This window comes from Pseudoxanthomonas winnipegensis, from assembly GCF_004283755.1.
Classification (GTDB): Bacteria; Pseudomonadota; Gammaproteobacteria; order Xanthomonadales; family Xanthomonadaceae; genus Pseudoxanthomonas_A; species Pseudoxanthomonas_A winnipegensis.
Window position 1 is genome coordinate 391,427 of record NZ_SHMH01000004.1, and the last position, 16,174, is coordinate 407,600.

Annotated in this window: 13 protein-coding genes; 9 read left to right on the plus strand and 4 right to left on the minus strand. The window is 69.0% G+C overall.

Translation table 11 applies throughout. The annotated features are described in order from the left end of the window. Window positions 1-121: 121 nt before the first annotated feature. The 9 genes from EAT51_RS10230 (at window position 122) to EAT51_RS10270 (ending at window position 10,702) form a co-directional block, all read left to right on the plus strand. Window positions 122-1,588 (plus strand): undecaprenyl-phosphate glucose phosphotransferase, encoded by a 1,467-nt coding sequence (locus EAT51_RS10230; RefSeq protein WP_130517556.1) that lies wholly within the window; start codon window positions 122-124, stop codon window positions 1,586-1,588. A 3-nt stretch (window positions 1,589-1,591) separates the two neighbouring features. After that, window positions 1,592-2,914 carry a polysaccharide biosynthesis protein GumE gene (locus EAT51_RS10235; RefSeq protein ID WP_130517557.1) on the plus strand — a complete coding sequence of 441 codons (1,323 nt, stop codon included), beginning with the start codon at window positions 1,592-1,594 and terminating at the stop codon, window positions 2,912-2,914. After that, a complete protein-coding gene (locus EAT51_RS10240; protein WP_130517558.1) occupies window positions 2,911-4,041 on the plus strand; it encodes a glycosyltransferase family 4 protein in 1,131 nt (376 codons plus the stop codon). The genes EAT51_RS10235 and EAT51_RS10240 overlap by 4 nt, the downstream gene beginning before the upstream one ends. Next, a complete protein-coding gene (locus EAT51_RS10245; protein ID WP_205953519.1) occupies window positions 4,041-5,144 on the plus strand; it encodes a glycosyltransferase in 1,104 nt (367 codons plus the stop codon). The genes EAT51_RS10240 and EAT51_RS10245 overlap by 1 nt, the downstream gene beginning before the upstream one ends. 4 nt (window positions 5,145-5,148) lie before the next feature. Beyond that, entirely contained in the window at window positions 5,149-6,645 is a 1,497-nt protein-coding gene (locus EAT51_RS10250; protein WP_425478224.1) for a lipopolysaccharide biosynthesis protein, read from the plus strand. A gap of 263 nt (window positions 6,646-6,908) precedes the next feature. Continuing rightward, window positions 6,909-8,108, plus strand: coding sequence for a GumK N-terminal domain-containing glycosyltransferase (locus tag EAT51_RS10255; protein WP_228257879.1), 1,200 nt, complete (start codon window positions 6,909-6,911; stop codon window positions 8,106-8,108). A gap of 167 nt (window positions 8,109-8,275) precedes the next feature. Continuing rightward, the gene (locus EAT51_RS10260) at window positions 8,276-9,055 is read left to right on the plus strand and encodes a WecB/TagA/CpsF family glycosyltransferase (RefSeq protein ID WP_130517559.1); all 780 of its coding nucleotides are present in this window, start codon (window positions 8,276-8,278) and stop codon (window positions 9,053-9,055) included. Window positions 9,056-9,151: 96 nt separating this feature from the next. Then, the gene (locus EAT51_RS10265; RefSeq protein WP_130517560.1) at window positions 9,152-9,616 is read left to right on the plus strand and encodes a cupin domain-containing protein; all 465 of its coding nucleotides are present in this window, start codon (window positions 9,152-9,154) and stop codon (window positions 9,614-9,616) included. Between the two features lie 66 nt (window positions 9,617-9,682). Then, window positions 9,683-10,702 (plus strand): TraB/GumN family protein, encoded by a 1,020-nt coding sequence (locus EAT51_RS10270; RefSeq protein WP_130517561.1) that lies wholly within the window; start codon window positions 9,683-9,685, stop codon window positions 10,700-10,702. Between the two features lie 42 nt (window positions 10,703-10,744). Here EAT51_RS10270 and dxs read toward each other — a convergent pair whose 3' ends face one another. From dxs to EAT51_RS10290, 4 genes are all read right to left on the minus strand, one after another. Further along, window positions 10,745-12,652, minus strand: coding sequence for a 1-deoxy-D-xylulose-5-phosphate synthase (gene dxs / locus EAT51_RS10275; RefSeq protein WP_130517562.1), 1,908 nt, complete (start codon window positions 12,650-12,652; stop codon window positions 10,745-10,747). A gap of 127 nt (window positions 12,653-12,779) precedes the next feature. Next, a complete protein-coding gene (locus tag EAT51_RS10280) occupies window positions 12,780-13,472 on the minus strand; it encodes an HNH endonuclease (protein ID WP_165402972.1) in 693 nt (230 codons plus the stop codon). A 96-nt stretch (window positions 13,473-13,568) separates the two neighbouring features. Continuing rightward, window positions 13,569-15,359 (minus strand): acyl-CoA dehydrogenase C-terminal domain-containing protein, encoded by a 1,791-nt coding sequence (locus tag EAT51_RS10285; protein WP_130517564.1) that lies wholly within the window; start codon window positions 15,357-15,359, stop codon window positions 13,569-13,571. A gap of 121 nt (window positions 15,360-15,480) precedes the next feature. Next, on the minus strand, window positions 15,481-16,131 hold the full coding sequence (locus EAT51_RS10290; protein ID WP_130517566.1) for a response regulator: 651 nt from the start codon (window positions 16,129-16,131) through the stop codon (window positions 15,481-15,483). Window positions 16,132-16,174 lie beyond the last annotated feature (43 nt).

Here is a 16,174-nt window from a genome sequence, read left to right on the forward strand (position 1 = left end):
GACGTCCGGGACGCTCTCAAGCGTTTCGCGCGTTAACCGGAAGGGTTAACCACATCGAGCATCGTTTCCCGGCATGCGCGCCCAGGCGCCATGCCAGTGAAGCACCAGATTGGAGAGCGCCATGCTTCTTGCTGACCTCAGTAGCGGTACCGATACAAGCACCTCGCCGCGTCTGCTTTCCAAGTATTCGGCGGCGGCGGATGTCTTGCTGCGGGTCTCGGACATCGTGGTGGTGGTCGCGGCGGCCCTGATCGCCTATCGGCTGCGGTTTGACACCTGGTTGCCGGCGGTGGGCTACCGCGGCGTGATCGGCACCACGCTGCTCTATGCGGTGATCTGCTTCACCGCCTTTCCGCTGTATCGCAGCTGGCGCGGGCGCGGCCTGGGCCGCGAGGTAATGGTGCTGGGCGTGGCCTGGAGCGGCGTGTTCGCGCTGTTCGCGGTGCACGCGCTGGTGGTGCAGATGGGGCAGTTCGTCTCGCGCAGCTGGCTCGGCGCCTGGTATCTGCTGGGGTTCGTCGGCCTGGTGGCCTCGCGTACCGTCCTGCGCAACGTGCTGAGCGCGCTGCGCAGCAGCGGCCTGGATACCCAGCGCGTGGTCGTGATCGGCCTGCGCACGCCGGTGTTCAAGCTGCAGCACTACCTGTCGCGCAACAGCTGGGTGGGTCTGCAGCTGGTCGGCTATTTCCAGAGCCGCTACGACATGGTGCCCAGCGCCGCGTCCAGCCGCCTGCCGTGCCTGGGCATCTCCGCGCCGGAGGAGCTCGAGCGCTACCTGCAGGAGAACACCATCGAGCAGGTGTGGATCTCCATGCCGCTGGGCGACCGCGACCGCATCAAGGCGCTGCTGCAGGTGCTGGACCGTTATCCGATCACGGTCAAGCTGGTGCCCGACCTGTTCGACTTCGGCATGCTCAACCAGCAGGGCGAGCAGATCGGCAACGTGCCGGTGATCAACCTGCGCCAGGGCGGCGTGGACCGCAACAACTACTTCGTGGTGGCCAAGTCGCTGCAGGACAAGATCGTGGCCATCGGCGCGCTGCTGGTGCTGTGGCCACTGCTGCTGGCCGTGGCGATCGGCGTCAAGCTCAGCTCGCCCGGCCCGGTGTTCTTCCGCCAGAAGCGCAACGGCCTAGGCGGCCGCGAGTTCTACATGCTGAAGTTCCGCTCGATGTATGTCGACCAGCCCGGCGCGGGCAAGGGCGAGGTGAAGCAGGCGACCAAGGGCGATGCGCGCATCACGCGCTTCGGCGGGTTCCTGCGCCGCACGAGCATCGACGAGCTGCCGCAGATCTTCAACGTGCTCGGCGGCAGCATGTCCATCGTCGGGCCGCGCCCGCATGCGGCCCAGCACAACAGCCATTACGAGAAGCTGATCAACCGCTACATGCAGCGCCATTACGTCAAGCCGGGGATCACCGGCTGGGCGCAGGTCAACGGCTTCCGCGGCGAGACGCCGGAGCTGCGCACCATGAAGAAGCGCGTGCAGTACGACCTGGACTACATCCGCCGCTGGTCGCTGTGGCTGGACTGCAAGATCATCGTGCTCACGGCCGTGCGTGTGCTTGGCCAGAAGACCGCGTACTGATCCATGGCCGCAGTTCCCCATGAGGCCGTGCCGGTGCGCGCTGCCACGCACGCGCGGGCCACGCACCGGCAACGCGATCTGCTGATCGAGCTGCTGCTGCTGTTCGCCGTCGGTTACAACTTCCTGCTCGCCTTCGTCAACGCGAAGGTCACGCCGGTCTCGCCGGCGCTGACCTATGTCGCCGAGCTGCTGATCTACGCCGGCTGCTTCGGCATCGGGATCTGGACCCTGGAGCGCTCCAAGGTCGTGGCGCTCATCGCCGGGATCACCGTGATCGTCGCGGTGCTGCTGTTCCGCTATCTGATCGAGTGGCGGGTGGACGCGAAGTTCATCCGCGACGCGATCATTCCGTTCGCCTTCCTGGTGCTCGGATCGGCGTACGGCGGTTCGCTGCCGAAGTTGTTCGTGCGCATGGCCGTCATCATCAGCCTGGTGGCCGGTTTCGAGCTGGCCGCGCCGGATCTGTATGGCGACTGGGTCAACCCGAAGAGCTATTACGTCAACACGCGCGGCCTGGACGAGGGCGGCTTCTGGAACGAGGACAGCAACCTGTTCGTCAGCGCGACGCGTCCGGGCGAGCGCAACTTCCTGCCGGGCAGCAACCTGCCGCGCGCGTCCTCGATCTTCGTCGAGCCGGTGACCGCCGGCAACTTCATCGTGTTCTTCGTGGCGATCCTGCTGACGTTCTGGCGCTCGATGCGCTTGGGGCAGGTGGCGCTGTCGGTGGGCCTGCTGCTGTTCCTGATCGTGGCCACCGACGGACGGCTTGCGGTGGGCACCAGTCTCCTGCTGATCCTGGGTGCTCCGTTCCTCAGACGTCTGGATCAACGGCTCTCGTTCCTGATCATGCCGCTGGTGCTGCTGGGGGCGGCGGCGATCGTCTGGATCTCGGGCGTGAGCGCCTACCAGGACAACACGCTGGGCCGCGTCTACCTAACCGTGAATGCGATGCTGCAGATGCCGGCCGAGGCCTGGATGGGGCTGGATTTCGACGCGCCCTACAAGTACTTCGACAGCGGCATCGCCTACTTCATCGCCTCGCAGTCGATCATGGTGGTGGGCTTCTTCCTGCTGGCCTACGCCTTCGGCCTGGACATGCCGACCGAGGACGGGCAGGCGTTCAAGAACTTCTTCATGCTGGCGTTCTCCGTCGGCCTGCTGGTGTCCAACAGCCTGTTCTCGGTCAAGTCCGCGGCGCTGTGGTGGTTCGTCTGCGGTGCGCTGTGGCAGCTCAAGGGCGTGCCCTGGCGCACGCCGACCGGTCTTGCGCAGGAGGCGCATGCGATGGGGCCCCCCGTGGCGCCATCGCCGGAGGTCGCGCGATGAAGGTCGTCCATGTGGTGCGTCAGTTCCACCCCTCCGTCGGCGGGCTGGAAGACGTGGTGCTGAACGTCGCCCTGCATCATCGCGACAACAGCCAGGACCAGGTGGAAGTGGTGACGCTGGATCGCATCTTCAGCGAGCCCGAGGTGCGCCTGCCTGCCCAGGCCGCGCATCGCGAGATCCCGGTCAGGCGCCTGCCGTGGTCCGGATCCAGCCGCTATCCGCTCACGCCGAGCGTGCTGGGCGCGATCAGGTCGGCGGACGTGGTCCATGTGCACGGCATCGATTTCTTCTTCGACTATCTGGCCGCGACCCGGCTGGTGCATCGCAAGCCGATGATCGTGTCCACGCACGGCGGCTTCTTCCACACCGGCTACGCCTCGCGGCTCAAGCAGCTGTGGTTTTCCAGCATCACGCGGGCCTCGGCTCATGCCTACCAGCGCGTGGTGGCGACCAGCGAGAACGACGGCAGCCTGTTCTCCCGTGTGGTGGCGCCCAAGCGCCTGCGCGTGATCGAGAACGGCGTGGACGTGCAGAAGTTCGCCGGTCGCGGCAGCCAGACGCCGGGCCGGACACTGATCTATTTCGGGCGCTGGTCGGTCAACAAGGGGCTGCTGGAGACGCTGGCGCTGTTCGAAGCGCTGCGCGCGCTGGATCCGGACTGGAAGCTGATCATCGCCGGCCGCGAATACGACCTCACCGCCGACGGCCTGGCGCGCGACATCGCCGCGCGCGGGCTGACCGGTCACGTGCAGGTTGTGGCCTCGCCCTCCGAGGCCGAGCTGGCCGCCTTGCTGGAACGTGCGCAGTACTTCGTCTGCCTGTCGCGGCACGAGGGCTTCGGCATCGCGCCGGTGGAGGCGATGAGCGCCGGACTGATCCCGGTGCTCAGCGATATCCCGCCGTTCCGGCGGCTGGTGGAGGAATCCGGACTGGGCGTGCTGGTCGACCCGATGGAACCCAAGGCCGGTGCGCAGGCGGCGCAGGCGCTGACGGCCGTGCCCGAAGAGGCCTTCGCCACGCGTCGTCAGGCGGCCATGGACTTCGTGCAGCGCTACCACTGGCGCCACGTGGTGGGACGTTACGTGGACGAATATCACGCCGCGCTGGGCACGGCGGGGCGCGCGTGATGGCGACGCACGACCAGGACGCGCAGGCGCGCGACACCGGCAAGCCGCTGCTGACCGTGCTGCAGCAGTTCAACGCGCCGACGCCCAAGACCAACCCCTACCTGGTGCAGCTGCTGGCGGCCCTGTCGCCGCTGGTGCGCGTGCGCTTCTGGTCGCTGCGCACGGCGCTGCTCTCGCGCTACGACGTGGTGCATCTGCACTGGCCCGAATACACGATGCGGCATGCCACCGCCCTGGGCCGCGGCCTGCGCCAGTGCGCCGTCGCGCTGCTGCTGCTGCGCTGGACCGTGCTGCGCACGCCGATCGTGCGCACGCTGCACAACCTGGCCCCGCACGAGCAGGGCGGCGCGGTCGAGCGCTGGCTGCTGCGGCGCATGGACCGCATGACCTCGCGCTGGATCCGCATCAACGAGACCACCGAGCCGCGCGCGCCGGGCACCGATACCGCGCTGCACGGCCATTACATCGACTGGTTCGCGCCGCATCCGCAGGGCAGGCCGGTGGCCGGGCGCTTGCTGCACTTCGGCCTGATCCGGCCCTACAAGGGCGTGGAAGGCCTGCTGACATCCATGGCCGACCTCGACGAGCCCGGCTGCAGCCTGCGCGTGGTGGGCAACCCGGCCAGCCCGCAGATGCGCGCGCTTGTGGAGGCGGCCTGCGCACGCTATCCGCGGGTCAGCGCCCTGCTGCAGTACGTCGACGATCCGACGCTGGCCCTTGAAGTGTCCGAATCCGAGCTGGTCGTGCTGCCCTACAAGGAGATGCACAACTCCGGCACCCTGCTGCTGGCCCTGTCGTTGGGCCGGCCGGTGCTGGTGCCGCGCACGGCCAACAACGCGGCCGTCGCCGCCGAAGTGGGGCCTGGCTGGGTCTTCATGTACGAGGGCGAGCTGGATGCGCAGGTGATCCAGTGGGGCCTGGCGCAGGCGCGTAACACGCCCCGCGCGCCGACGCCCGATCTGTCGCGGCGCGACTGGTCGCAGGCCGGGCAGCTGCATTACCGCAGCTATCTCGCCGCGCTCCGCCAGCGCCGTGGCCAGACGCAGGCGGCCGACACCGACCCCGCGCGCGATCGGCGCGCCGCGGACGACCGCAGCCGGTGAGGGCGTGTCGGTGGCCGTGAAGTCGGACGCGGGCGCGTCGCATCCGGGCCTGGGCAGCCGGGCCGCGGCCGGCGCGGCCAAGACCATGGCCGGGCAGGGCGCGCGCATGGTCGTGCAGTTCGGCGGGATCATCCTGCTGGCGCGCCTGCTGAGCCCGGAAGACTACGGCGTCATGGCGATGGTGACCGCGCTGGTCGGCATCTGCGAGATCCTGCGCGACTTCGGCCTGTCCTCGGCCGCGATCCAGGCCAAGAGCCTGTCCAAGGCGCAGCGCGACAACCTGTTCTGGATGAACAGTGCCATTGGCCTGGTGCTGGGCCTGATGGTGTTCGCGGGCGCCGGCTGGATCGCGCGCTTCTATCACGAGCCGCGCCTGGCGGCGGTCAGCCAGGTCATGTCGGTGACCTTCCTGCTCAGCGGCATGAATACCCAGTACCGCGCGCATCTGAGCCGCGAGCTGATGTTCGGTCGCCTGGCGCTGAGCGATGTCGGCGGGCAGTCGCTGGGGCTGATCGCGGCGGTGATCGCCGCGCTGGCCGGCCTGGGCTATTGGGCGCTGGTGATCCAGCAGGTGGTCGGCGGCGCGGTCGGCCTGCTGGTCGCGATGATCGCCGCGCGCTGGCTGCCCGGTCGCCCGCAGCGTGGCGTGGAGATGCGCCACTTCCTCAGCTTCGGCTGGAACCTGATGGCTGCCCAGGCGCTGGGCTACGCCAGCCAGAACATCGGTCAGGTGCTGATCGGCTATCGCCTCGGCGCCGAGGCGCTGGGCCTCTACAACCGCGCCTTCCAGCTGCTGATGATGCCGCTGAACCAGATCAACGCGCCGGCCACCACCGTCGCCCTGCCGGTGCTGTCCAAGCTGCAGGACGAGCGCGAACGCTATTCGACCTTCCTGCTGCGCGGGCAGACGGTGATGGTCCATCTGATCGTGGCCATCTTCGCCTTCGCCTGCGCGCAGGGCGAGCCGCTGATCCGGCTGTTCCTGGGCGAGCAGTGGCGCGGGGCGGTGCCGATCTTCCAGGTGCTGACGCTGGGTGGCGTGTTCCAGGTCGTGGCCTATGCGACCTACTGGGTGTTCCTGTCGCTGGGCCTGATGCGGGCGCAGCTGATCTACTCGGTGATCGCACGCGCGCTGCTGATCGTGTGCATCCTGGTGGGCTCGCACTGGGGCGCGCTAGGCGTGGCGGTCGGCTATGCGCTGGGCCTGGCGCTGATGTGGCCGATGTCGGTGATCTGGGTCACCCGGATCGGCCAGGCGCCGGGCAGGGCGATGTTCAACAACGGGCTGCGGGCGCTGGTCGGCTACGGCCTGTGCGGCGCGGCCTCGTGGGCGGCGGCGCGACACTGGACGCAGACGCCGGTGCTGGAGCTGGCGATCGGCTTCGTGGCGATCGTCCTGGCGTTCGGCCTGGTGTGCCTGCTGTGGCCGGCGTTCCGGCGGGACGTGGCCACGATCCTGAGCAGCCGCGAGCTGCTACGCCGGCGCGGCTCGGCCGCGTGATGGAGTTCGCACTTCGCATCTCGCGCGTGATTTAAGGCCGCGCGGGTTCAGTTTCGGCGTCGATGACGCCTCCTGGCTCATGTTCGGTGAACGCGCCGCGGGCCACCCTCGCTGGTGTGACCGGCCGATTCCAGGCCCCGGGCCGTGATTTTTGCGACGCAGCACCCGGACTTGGATGTGGCGGCCGACACATGCTTGCCGTCGCTGCAGGCCACGACGCTGTAGCGACCGTACCCGCTCTCCATCCCCCCACTGGAGTTGCCATGCCGGCCTTCGACGCTTCGCCTTCCGCCACCGCGCGCACGATCCCCGCCTCCGCCACCGCCAAGCCGCGGTCGGGCCAGGAGCAGACGCGCTATCTGGTGCTGTCCGCCCACGACTACCGCACCCCGCGACGCGCCAATATCCACTTCATCGCCGACGAGCTGGCCAAGCGCGGTCCCACGCGCTTCTTCTCCCTGCGCTACAGCCGCCTGTCCAAGTACAAGCACGACCTGCGCCTGCCGCTGGACGCGACCGCCAATCAGGTCGTCCTCCACAAGGGCGTGGAGTGCTATCTGTGGCGCACGCTGGTGCATCCGTTCAATACCCGGCGCGCATGGCTGCGTCCGATCGAGAACCTGATGTTCCGCGCCTACGCGGCGCGCCCGCCGGCGCAGCTGGTGCAGTGGATCCGCGAGTCGGATGTCATCGTGCTGGAGAGCGGCACGGCCGTGGCCTTCATCCGCCTGTGCAAGCAGCTCAATCCGAATGCGCGCCTGGTGTATCGCGCCTCCGACGGGTTGAGCACGATTGAGGTGGCGCAATACATCACGCGCGAGTTCGACAATGTGTGCGGCATGCTCGATGCGATCGCGCTGGTATCGCCGGTGATGGCCGAGGAGATCAACAGCCAGCACAACGTCTATCACGTCGGTCATGGCGTCGATCCCGGGCTGGACAAGCTGGGCGATCCCAATCCTTATCCGGACACCGGCATCCATGCGGTCTCGGTGGGCTCGATGCTGTTCGATCCGACCTTCATCGCCCAGGCCAGCCATGCCTTCCCGCAGGTGACCTTCCATGTGATCGGCTCGGGCCAGGGGCGCGATCCGGACTATGGCGACAACGTCATTGTCTACGGCGAGATGAAGCACACCGACGTGGTGCGCTACATGAAGCACGCGCGCTTCGGCATCGCGCCCTATGCCTCCGAACAGGTGCCGGCGTATCTGGCGGACAGTTCGATGAAGCTGCTGCAGTACGATTTCTTCGGCCTGCCGGCGGTCTGCCCGCATGCGGTGGTCGGCGGCTACGCCTCGCGCTTCGGCTATACGCCGGGCGATGCGGGCTCGATCCGCGCTGCCATCGAACAGGCCCTGGCCGCCCCGCACGTGCGCCACCGCCAGTGCCTGGACTGGCCGCAGACCACCGATCGCCTGCTTGAACCGGAGCGCTATCCGGAAATCCGCGTCACGGCCTGAACAGGGTGACCGGCGCCGTGAGGGGTTTGCGTTCATTGGGATGACCCCGGCGCCGGATCGGCCGTCCGGGGCCCTGTGCGCACACGGACGTCCTGCCCGGATCTCTGTCTCGATGCGGCCGCATCCGAGGTGCGCCACGCATCGCCCATTTTCCCCCCGGTGATTGAATGCTCGTTTTTCCCAGCCATCCCAACGACCTCGATGCACAGGCCGAGCGCCTGCCTCTGGGCGGCTATCCGGTCATCAGCACGCGCCTGCCGGTGTTCACCGCCGCCTTGCTGCGCGCGCTGGAACTGGGCGATCGCCAGCGGGTGTTCTTCGCCAACACCAACTTCGTCGTCGAGTGCCAGGCGCTGCGCCCGCAGATGCACGCGGCCGGGGTAACCATCGTCAACGACGGCATCGGCATGGATCTGGCGGCGATGCTGGTGCACCGCCGTCGCTTCGCCGAGAACCTCAACGGCACCGACCTGATCCCGCGCCTGTGCCAGTCCAGCAGCCGGCCGCTGCGCTTCTTCCTGCTCGGCGGCAAGCCGGGCGTCGGCGAGGCCGCCGCGCGCGCGCTGGAGGGCGTCTACGGTCAGCAGATCGTCGGCGTCTGCGACGGCTATGCGCAGATGCGCGCCCAGGGCGAGGGCCTGGTGGACACCATCAACGCAGCGGCGCCGGACGTGCTGCTGGTCGCGCTGGGCAATCCGATCCAGGAGCGCTGGATCCTCGAGCACAGCGCCGCGCTGCAGGTGCCGCTCGCCTTCGGCGTGGGGGCGCTGCTGGATTTCCTGTCCGGCAACGCCAAGCGCGCGCCGCAGTGGGTGCAGAAGCTGCACATGGAGTGGGCCTACCGCCTGCTGCACGAGCCGCGGCGCCTGATCAAGCGGTATTCGGTGGATCTGCTGACTTTCTTCGGCGTCTGCCTGCGCGCGGCGCGGGCAGACCGCGCGGACTAAGGTCCCTTTGGCCGATCGGTGAAAAACGGTCGCGAGGTGCCGCGGCGCGCGCCGGATGCAGGCGAGGCATATGCGCGCCGCTGCTAGCATGCCGCCATGACGCAGGACATCGATCAGCTCATCGCCGCGCTGCAGCTCGCGCCGCATCCCGAAGGCGGCTACTACCGGCGCATCCACGCCTCGCAGTTGGAAGTGCTGCACGCCGGGCGCCTGCGCCCGGCCATGACGGCCATCCACTTCCTGCTGCGCCGGGGCCAACGCAGCCGCTGGCACCGGGTCGATGCGGACGAGGGCTGGCACTGGCGGCAGGGCGGGCCCCTGCAGCTGCAGATCTTCGATCCGGAGAACGATACGCTGCAGACGCTCGCATTGAGCGCTGATGCTTCCGCGATGGCCGTCGTCCCGGCGGGGCACTGGCAGCGTGCGTGGACCGAGGCGCCTTACGCGCTGGTGGACTGCACCGTCGCGCCCGGCTTCGTCTGGGAAGGCTTCGCGCTGCTCGACGCCGCGCCGCAGATCGCTGAACGCTTGCACGCCCTGGGCGCGCCGGACCTGGATTGAAACGCGGGCGCGCCCCGTAAGATCCGGCCATCGGCGCCGGCCGGCGTCCCTGCAGGAGGTCCTTGTATGCGCAAGCTGCGCCTGAGTCTGGTCGCGCCGCTGTTGCTATTCGTGCTGTCTGCCTCCGCGCAGCAGGCGACGCCGCCGCCGGCCAGCGAGCCTGCGATCACCGACCTGGCGCCGATGACGGTCTCGGGCGTGCAGCCGGGCCCGGGCCTGTGGAAAATCAGCCGCGATGGCCATGTGCTGTGGGTGCTGGGCACGCTGACGCCGTTGCCCAAGCGCATGGACTGGCGTTCGACCGAGGTGGAATCGGCCATCGCCGGCTCGCAGGAGCTGCTGCTGCCGCCGAGCATGTCGCTGGACACCGGGCGCGGCATGTTCGGCAACTTGTTCCTGCTGCCGTCGCTGTTCAAGGCGGCCAAGAATCCCGACGGCCAGACCCTGCAGGAAGTTGTTCCGGCGTCCGAGTATGCGCGCTGGAGCGCGCTCAAGGCGCGCTATCTGGGGCGCGACCGCAGCGTCGAGCAGCGCCGCCCGATCTTCGCCGCGCTGGAGCTGTACAAGGCGGCGATGAGGGACGCCGCGCTGAGCACCGACAACGTCGTGGCCGAGCGGGTGCAGACCCTGGCCAAACGCGCCGGCCTGAAGGTCACCTCCGTGGTGGCGACCGCCAAGCTGGAGGATCCCAAGGCGGCGATCCGCGAATTCCAGCGCACCGGGCTCGACGACCGCAGCTGCTTCAGCCGCACGCTGGACGTGCTCGAGCACGAGATCGACGCGATGCGCGCCCAGGCCAACGCCTGGGCGGTCGGCGACATCGACACCTTGCGCATCGCGCCGCAGGCGACCCAGTACGGCGTATGCCAGGCGGCGATCAGCGAGAGCGGCCTGGCGCGCAAGCTGGGCCTCAGCACGCTGCGCCAGCAGTCGCTGGACCTGTGGCTGGAGAAGGCCCAGGCGGCGCTGGCCCAGCATCAGAGCACCGTGGCCCTGCTGCCGATGGGCCTGATCCTGGGCCGCAACAATCTGATCGACGCGCTCAAGGCGCGCGGCTACACGGTCGAGGCGCCCGACGCGCAGTGAGGTCGCCGAGCGCGCGCTGATCGGGCGCCCGGCAGGGCGGCGTCAGCGCGCCGCGGTCAGCGGCGTCGCGCCGGCCTGCAGTTGCGGCCAGCGCGCCAGCAACGCGCGGCGGATGCCGGCTGCGTCCAGCCCGGCTTCGGCCAGCAGCTGTTCGCGGCTGGCGTGGTGCTGGAAGGCGTCGGGCAGGCCCAGGTGCAGCATCGGCACGGCCAGGCCCTCGGCGTTGAGCAGTTCGGCCACGCCCGAGCCCGCGCCGCCGGCCACCACATTGTCTTCCAGCGTCACCAGGCCGTCGTGGCTGCGCGCCAGTTCCAGCACCAGCTCGCGGTCCAGCGGCTTGATGAAGCGCATGTTGACCACGGTCAGGCCCAGCTCCCGCGCGACCTGCTCGGCGGCCGGCACGATTGCGCCGAAGGCCAGCAGCGCAACCTGCCGGCCGCGCTGGCGCAGCTGCGCCTTGCCGATCGGCAGCGTGTCCAGGGTCGGCTCGACCGCCACGCCGGGGCCGGTGCCGCGCGGATAGCGCACCGCGGCCGGGCCGCGATGGCGGAAGCCGGTGGACAGCATCTGCCGGCACTCGTTCTCGTCGGCCGGCGCCATGATCAGCATGTGCGGCACGCAGCGCAGGAAGCTCAGGTCCAGGTTGCCCGCATGCGTGGCGCCGTCCGGGCCGACCACGCCGCCGCGGTCGATGGCGAACAGCACGTCCAGCTGCTGGATCGCCACATCGTGCACCAGCTGGTCGTAGGCACGCTGCAGGAAGGTCGAGTAGATCGCCACCACCGGCTTGGCGCCGTCGCAGGCCATGCCCGCGGCCAGCGTCACCGCGTGCTGTTCGGCGATGGCCACATCGAAATAGCGATCGGGGAATTCCTTGGAGAAGCGCACCAGCCCCGAGCCCTCGCGCATGGCCGGGGTGATGCCCAGCAGCAGCGGATCGGCGGCGGCCATGTCGCACAGCCAGTCGCTGAAGACGTCGGTGTAGGTGGACTTCTTGGCGGGCGCCACGGTGGGCAGGCCCTTGGTCGGGTCGAAGGGGCCGACCGCGTGATAGCCGATCTGGTCGCCCTCGGCGCGCTCGTAGCCCTTGCCCTTGGTGGTGATCACGTGCAGCAGTTGCGGCCCCTTGAGGCCCCTGAGCGTCTTCAGCGCGCCGACCAGCGCCGGCACGTCGTGGCCATCGATCGGGCCGGTGTAGTGGAAGCCCATCTGCTCGAACAGCGTGGACGGCACGAACATGCCCTTCCAGTGCTCCTCCCAGCGCCGCATGAAGCGCGCCGGCGGCTTGCGCTTGTCGCCGAGCAGCTTCTTGCCGCCCTCGCGCAGCGCGTTGAGCGTGCGCGAGGAACTCATCCGCCCCAGCAGCTGGGTCAAGGCGCCGACGTTCTCGGAGATCGACATCTGGTTGTCGTTGAGGATCACCAGCAGGTCGGGCTCTTCCTCCATGCCGCCGGCATGGTTGAGCGCCTCGAAGGCCATGCCCGCGGTCATCGCGCCGTCGCCGATCACCGCCACCGTGCGGCGGCCGTTGCCGGCACGCGCGTTGGCGATGGCCATGCCCAGCGCGGCCGAGATCGAGGTCGACGAATGGCCGACGCCGAAGGTGTCGTACTCGGATTCCTCGCGCTTGGGGAACGGCGCCACGCCATCGGCCTGCTTGACCGTGTGGATCGCATCGCGGCGGCCGGTGAGAATCTTGTGCGGATAGGTCTGATGGCCGACGTCCCAGACCAGGCGGTCGTTGGGCGTCTCGTAGAGATAGTGCAGGGCGACGGTCAGCTCGATCACGCCCAGGCCGGCGGCGAAATGGCCACCGCTGCGGCCGACCGACTCGATCAGGTAGGCGCGCAGCTCGTCGGCGATGGCGGTCAGCTCGGCCTCGTCGAAGCGGCGCAGGTCAGCGGGCGTCTCGATCCTTGACAGGCGGGGATAGCGGGTAGCGTCGATCATCGTGGCCGTCGGCAATGCAGTTGCGCATTTTCCTCCCCCGGGAAGGGAGGGGCAAGCAAGGCGGTCAGTCTGGGATCACCCAACGGCGCGGAATGTGAAGTATCGGCCGCAAGGCTGGCTTCGGCCTTCAGGCCGACAGGCGCGAGCGCTTGGGCAGGTGCGTCTTCAGGAAGGCCATCTGGTCGGCCAGGATGTTGCGGTTGGACAGGATCAGGTGCTCGATCCAGCTTGGCCGGTAGGGCACGGCCAGCAGCGGCATGTGCGCCTGCTGCGGGGTGCGGTTGGCCTTGCGCGAGTTGCAGTGGAAGCAGGCGCTGACCACGTTTTCCCAGACATCGCGCCCGCCCTTGGACACGGGCAGCACGTGGTCGCGGGTCAGCAGCTGGCGCGAGAAGGTCTGGCCGCAGTACAGGCACAGGTGGTCGTCGCGTGCGAACAGCGCCTGGTTGGTCAGCGCGGGCGTGGGCGAGAGCCCGGCCGCGCGCGCATGGCCGCGCGAGGCGACGATGGGATGCAGCTCGATATAGCTCTGCTGGCCGGTCAGGCGGTTGAGCCCGCCGCGCACGGTCAGGCAGGGATCGCCCAGGGTCCAGGCCACCGCATCGCGCGCGTACAGGCAGGTCGCGTCCTGCCAGTTGATCCAGTCGAGCACGCGACCATGCGCATCCAGCGACAGGAAACGCACGCTGGAAGGACGCGCCAGTGCGGAGAGAGAGGCGGGGAGGCCATCGGCCGGGGACGATGCATCCGGCAGGGCGCCGTCGATCAGGACCGGGTTGCCGGAGTCGTCCGAATGAAGCTGAGCGGTGTCTGCTTCCATCGGGGAAACAGCTTATACCCGATGCATGACGAATTGTGTACTGGGCCCAACCCAGCGCGCTCCGAAGTTTCCCCGGAGCGCGCTGGCGCGGTGACATCAGGCGTCGAAGCGTGACGCGTCCATGGCCATCAGCGAGTCGGCGCCGGCGCGGATGGCGGCGGCGTGGGACAGCGTGCGCGGCAGGATGCGCGCGTAGTAGAAGCGCGCGGTCTCCAGCTTGGCCTGCTTGAAGGCCGCGTCGTGCTGCGAGGCCTGCGCGGCGACCACGCTGCGCGCCCACCAGTAGGCCAGCACGACATAGCCCGAATAGAACAGGTAGTCGGTGCTGGCCGCGCCCAGTTCCTCCGGATTGGCCGCCGCGCGCTTGAGCACGTCCTGGGTCAGCGCGCCCCATTCGGCAGCCTTATCGCGCAGCGGGCCGAGGAACTCGGCCACCGCCGCATCGTCCTGGTGGGCGCTGGCGAACTGCTCGATCAGGCCCAGGAACAGCTTCAGCCCGGCCGCGCCGCTGGCCGCGGTCTTGCGCCCGATCAGGTCCAGCGACTGGATGCCGGTGGTGCCTTCGTAGAGGGTGGTGATGCGCGCATCGCGGGCCAGCTGCTCCATGCCGTGCTCGTGGATGTAGCCGTGGCCGCCGAAGCACTGCAGCGCGTTGTAGGTGTTCTCGATGCTCCACTCGGTCTGGCAGGCCTTGGAGATCGGGGTGAGGAAGCCGGCCAGGATGTCGGCCTGCTCGCGTTCGGCCGGGTCGGTGGCGTGATGGGCGATGTCGACCTGGGTGCCGGCGTGCAGGGCGAGCAGGCGCGCGCCTTCGGTCAGGGCCTTGATCGACAGCAGCATCCGGCGCACGTCGGGGTGGACGATGATCGGGTCGGCCGGCTTGTCGGGGAACTTGGGACCGGACAGCGAGCGGGTCTGCAGACGCTCGCGCGCATAGGTCAGGGCGTTCTGGTAGGCGCGCTCGGACAGGCCGATGCCCTGCAGGCCCACGCCCAGGCGCGCGGTGTTCATCATGGTGAACATGGCCTGCAGGCCCTTGTGCGGCTGGCCGACCAGATAGCCCTCGGCGCCATCGAAGTTCATCACGCAGGTCACCGAGCCCTTGATGCCCATCTTGTGCTCGATCGAGCCGCAGCGCAGCGCGTTGCGCCCCCCGACCGTGCCGTCGCGGGCGACCTGGAACTTGGGCACCACGAACAGCGAGATGCCCTTGGCCCCGGCCGGCGCGTCGGGCAGCTTGGCCAGCACCAGGTGGACGATGTTGTCGACCAGGTCGTGCTCGCCGGCGGTGATGAAGATCTTGGTGCCGGTGATGGCGTAGCGCTCATCGCCCAGCGGCTCGGCGCGGGTGCGCAGCAGGCCCAGATCGGTGCCGCAGTGCGGTTCGGTCAGGCACATGGTGCCGGTCCAGCGGCCCTCGACCAGCGGCTTGAGGAACACTTCCTGCTGCCAGGGCTGGCCGTGGAACTTCAGCGCTTCGATCGCCCCGTGCGAGAGCAGCGGGAAGTTGCCCCAGGCCAGGTTGGCGGCGTTGATCATCTCGCCCAGCGGCACGCCCACGGTGTGCGGCAGGCCCTGGCCGCCGAACTCGGTGGCCGCGGTCAGGCCGGTCCAGCCTCCTTGCGCGAACTGGGCATAAGCCTCCTTGAAGCCGGTCGGCGTGGTGACCTCGCCGGTGGCCGCGTCCAGGGTGCAGCCTTCCTCGTCGCCGACGCGGTTGAGCGGGGCCAGTACGGTGGTGGTGAAGCGGCCGGCCTCCTCCAGCACCGCGTCGATCAGCTCGGCATTGGCGTCCGCGAAGCCCAGCCGGGCGAACAGGGGCTCGACGTCCAGCACGTCGTAGAGGGCGAAACGGACGTCTTTCAACGGGGCGCGGTAGCTGCTCATGCGGATGCTCTTGGTGGCGGCGCGGGCCGCCTCCCGGCCCGCTTCGGCCGCCAAGCATACTACTGCGTATGGAGCGGCGCCGACCCCGCGGCTCCGGCGCGGCGGCAGGGACGCGGCGCCCTCAGTCCAGCAGGCCGTGGCGGACCGCGTAGCGCACCAGTTCGGCCGTGTTGCGCACCGACAGCTTGTTCAGCACGCGGAAGCGGTGGTTCTCGGCCGTCTTGGTGCTGATGTCCAGGCGCCGGGCGATTTCCTTTGTGGTCTGGCCCTCGACGATGAGGTGGAACACCTCGCGCTCGCGCGAGGTCAGCGCCTGGTAGGGGTCGTCCAGCTCGCGCCCGGGCTGCTGGATCTGCGCGGCCAGGGCGAGCGCGGCCTGCGGGCTGAAGTGGCCCTGGCCGGCGTGCAGGTTGCGCACGGCGGCGATCAGTTCGGCCGTGGCGGCCTCCTTGAGCAGATAACCGGCGGCGCCGGCACGCACGGCGTGCAGCACGTATTCGTGCTCCTCGTGCATGGTCAGCACCAGCACGCGCGCCTCGGGGACGTCACTGCGCAGCCTGCGGATCACGTCGATCCCGTTGAGCCGGGGCATCGAGATGTCCACCACCACCACGTCGGGCTGGCAGGTCTGCGCGGCCGCGACCGCGGCGACGCCGTCGGCGGCCTGGGCCACGACCTGGATGCCGCCGGCCGCCTGCAACAGGCTGGCCAGACTCTCACGGACCAGGGTGTGGTCGTCGGCCAGCAGGACGCGGATCGGAGCTGTTGGCATGCGGGACCGGTAGGGAGCGATGCCAAATCGTTCGGCGCACGTG

Bases quoted from the DNA above. Each gene is read 5' to 3' on its own strand.
- EAT51_RS10230 (WP_130517556.1), top strand. From the start codon at position 122: ATGCTTCTTGCTGACCTCAGTAGCGGTACCGATACAAGCACCTCGCCG.
- EAT51_RS10235 (WP_130517557.1), top strand. From the start codon at position 1,592: ATGGCCGCAGTTCCCCATGAGGCCGTGCCGGTGCGCGCTGCCACGCAC.
- EAT51_RS10240 (WP_130517558.1), top strand. From the start codon at position 2,911: ATGAAGGTCGTCCATGTGGTGCGTCAGTTCCACCCCTCCGTCGGCGGG.
- EAT51_RS10245 (WP_205953519.1), top strand. From the start codon at position 4,041: ATGGCGACGCACGACCAGGACGCGCAGGCGCGCGACACCGGCAAGCCG.
- EAT51_RS10255 (WP_228257879.1), top strand. From the start codon at position 6,909: ATGCCGGCCTTCGACGCTTCGCCTTCCGCCACCGCGCGCACGATCCCC.
- EAT51_RS10260 (WP_130517559.1), top strand. From the start codon at position 8,276: ATGCTCGTTTTTCCCAGCCATCCCAACGACCTCGATGCACAGGCCGAG.
- EAT51_RS10265 (WP_130517560.1), top strand. From the start codon at position 9,152: ATGACGCAGGACATCGATCAGCTCATCGCCGCGCTGCAGCTCGCGCCG.
- EAT51_RS10270 (WP_130517561.1), top strand. From the start codon at position 9,683: ATGCGCAAGCTGCGCCTGAGTCTGGTCGCGCCGCTGTTGCTATTCGTG.
- dxs (WP_130517562.1), bottom strand. From the start codon at position 12,652: ATGATCGACGCTACCCGCTATCCCCGCCTGTCAAGGATCGAGACGCCC.
- EAT51_RS10280 (WP_165402972.1), bottom strand. From the start codon at position 13,472: ATGGAAGCAGACACCGCTCAGCTTCATTCGGACGACTCCGGCAACCCG.
- EAT51_RS10285 (WP_130517564.1), bottom strand. From the start codon at position 15,359: ATGAGCAGCTACCGCGCCCCGTTGAAAGACGTCCGTTTCGCCCTCTAC.
- EAT51_RS10290 (WP_130517566.1), bottom strand. From the start codon at position 16,131: ATGCCAACAGCTCCGATCCGCGTCCTGCTGGCCGACGACCACACCCTG.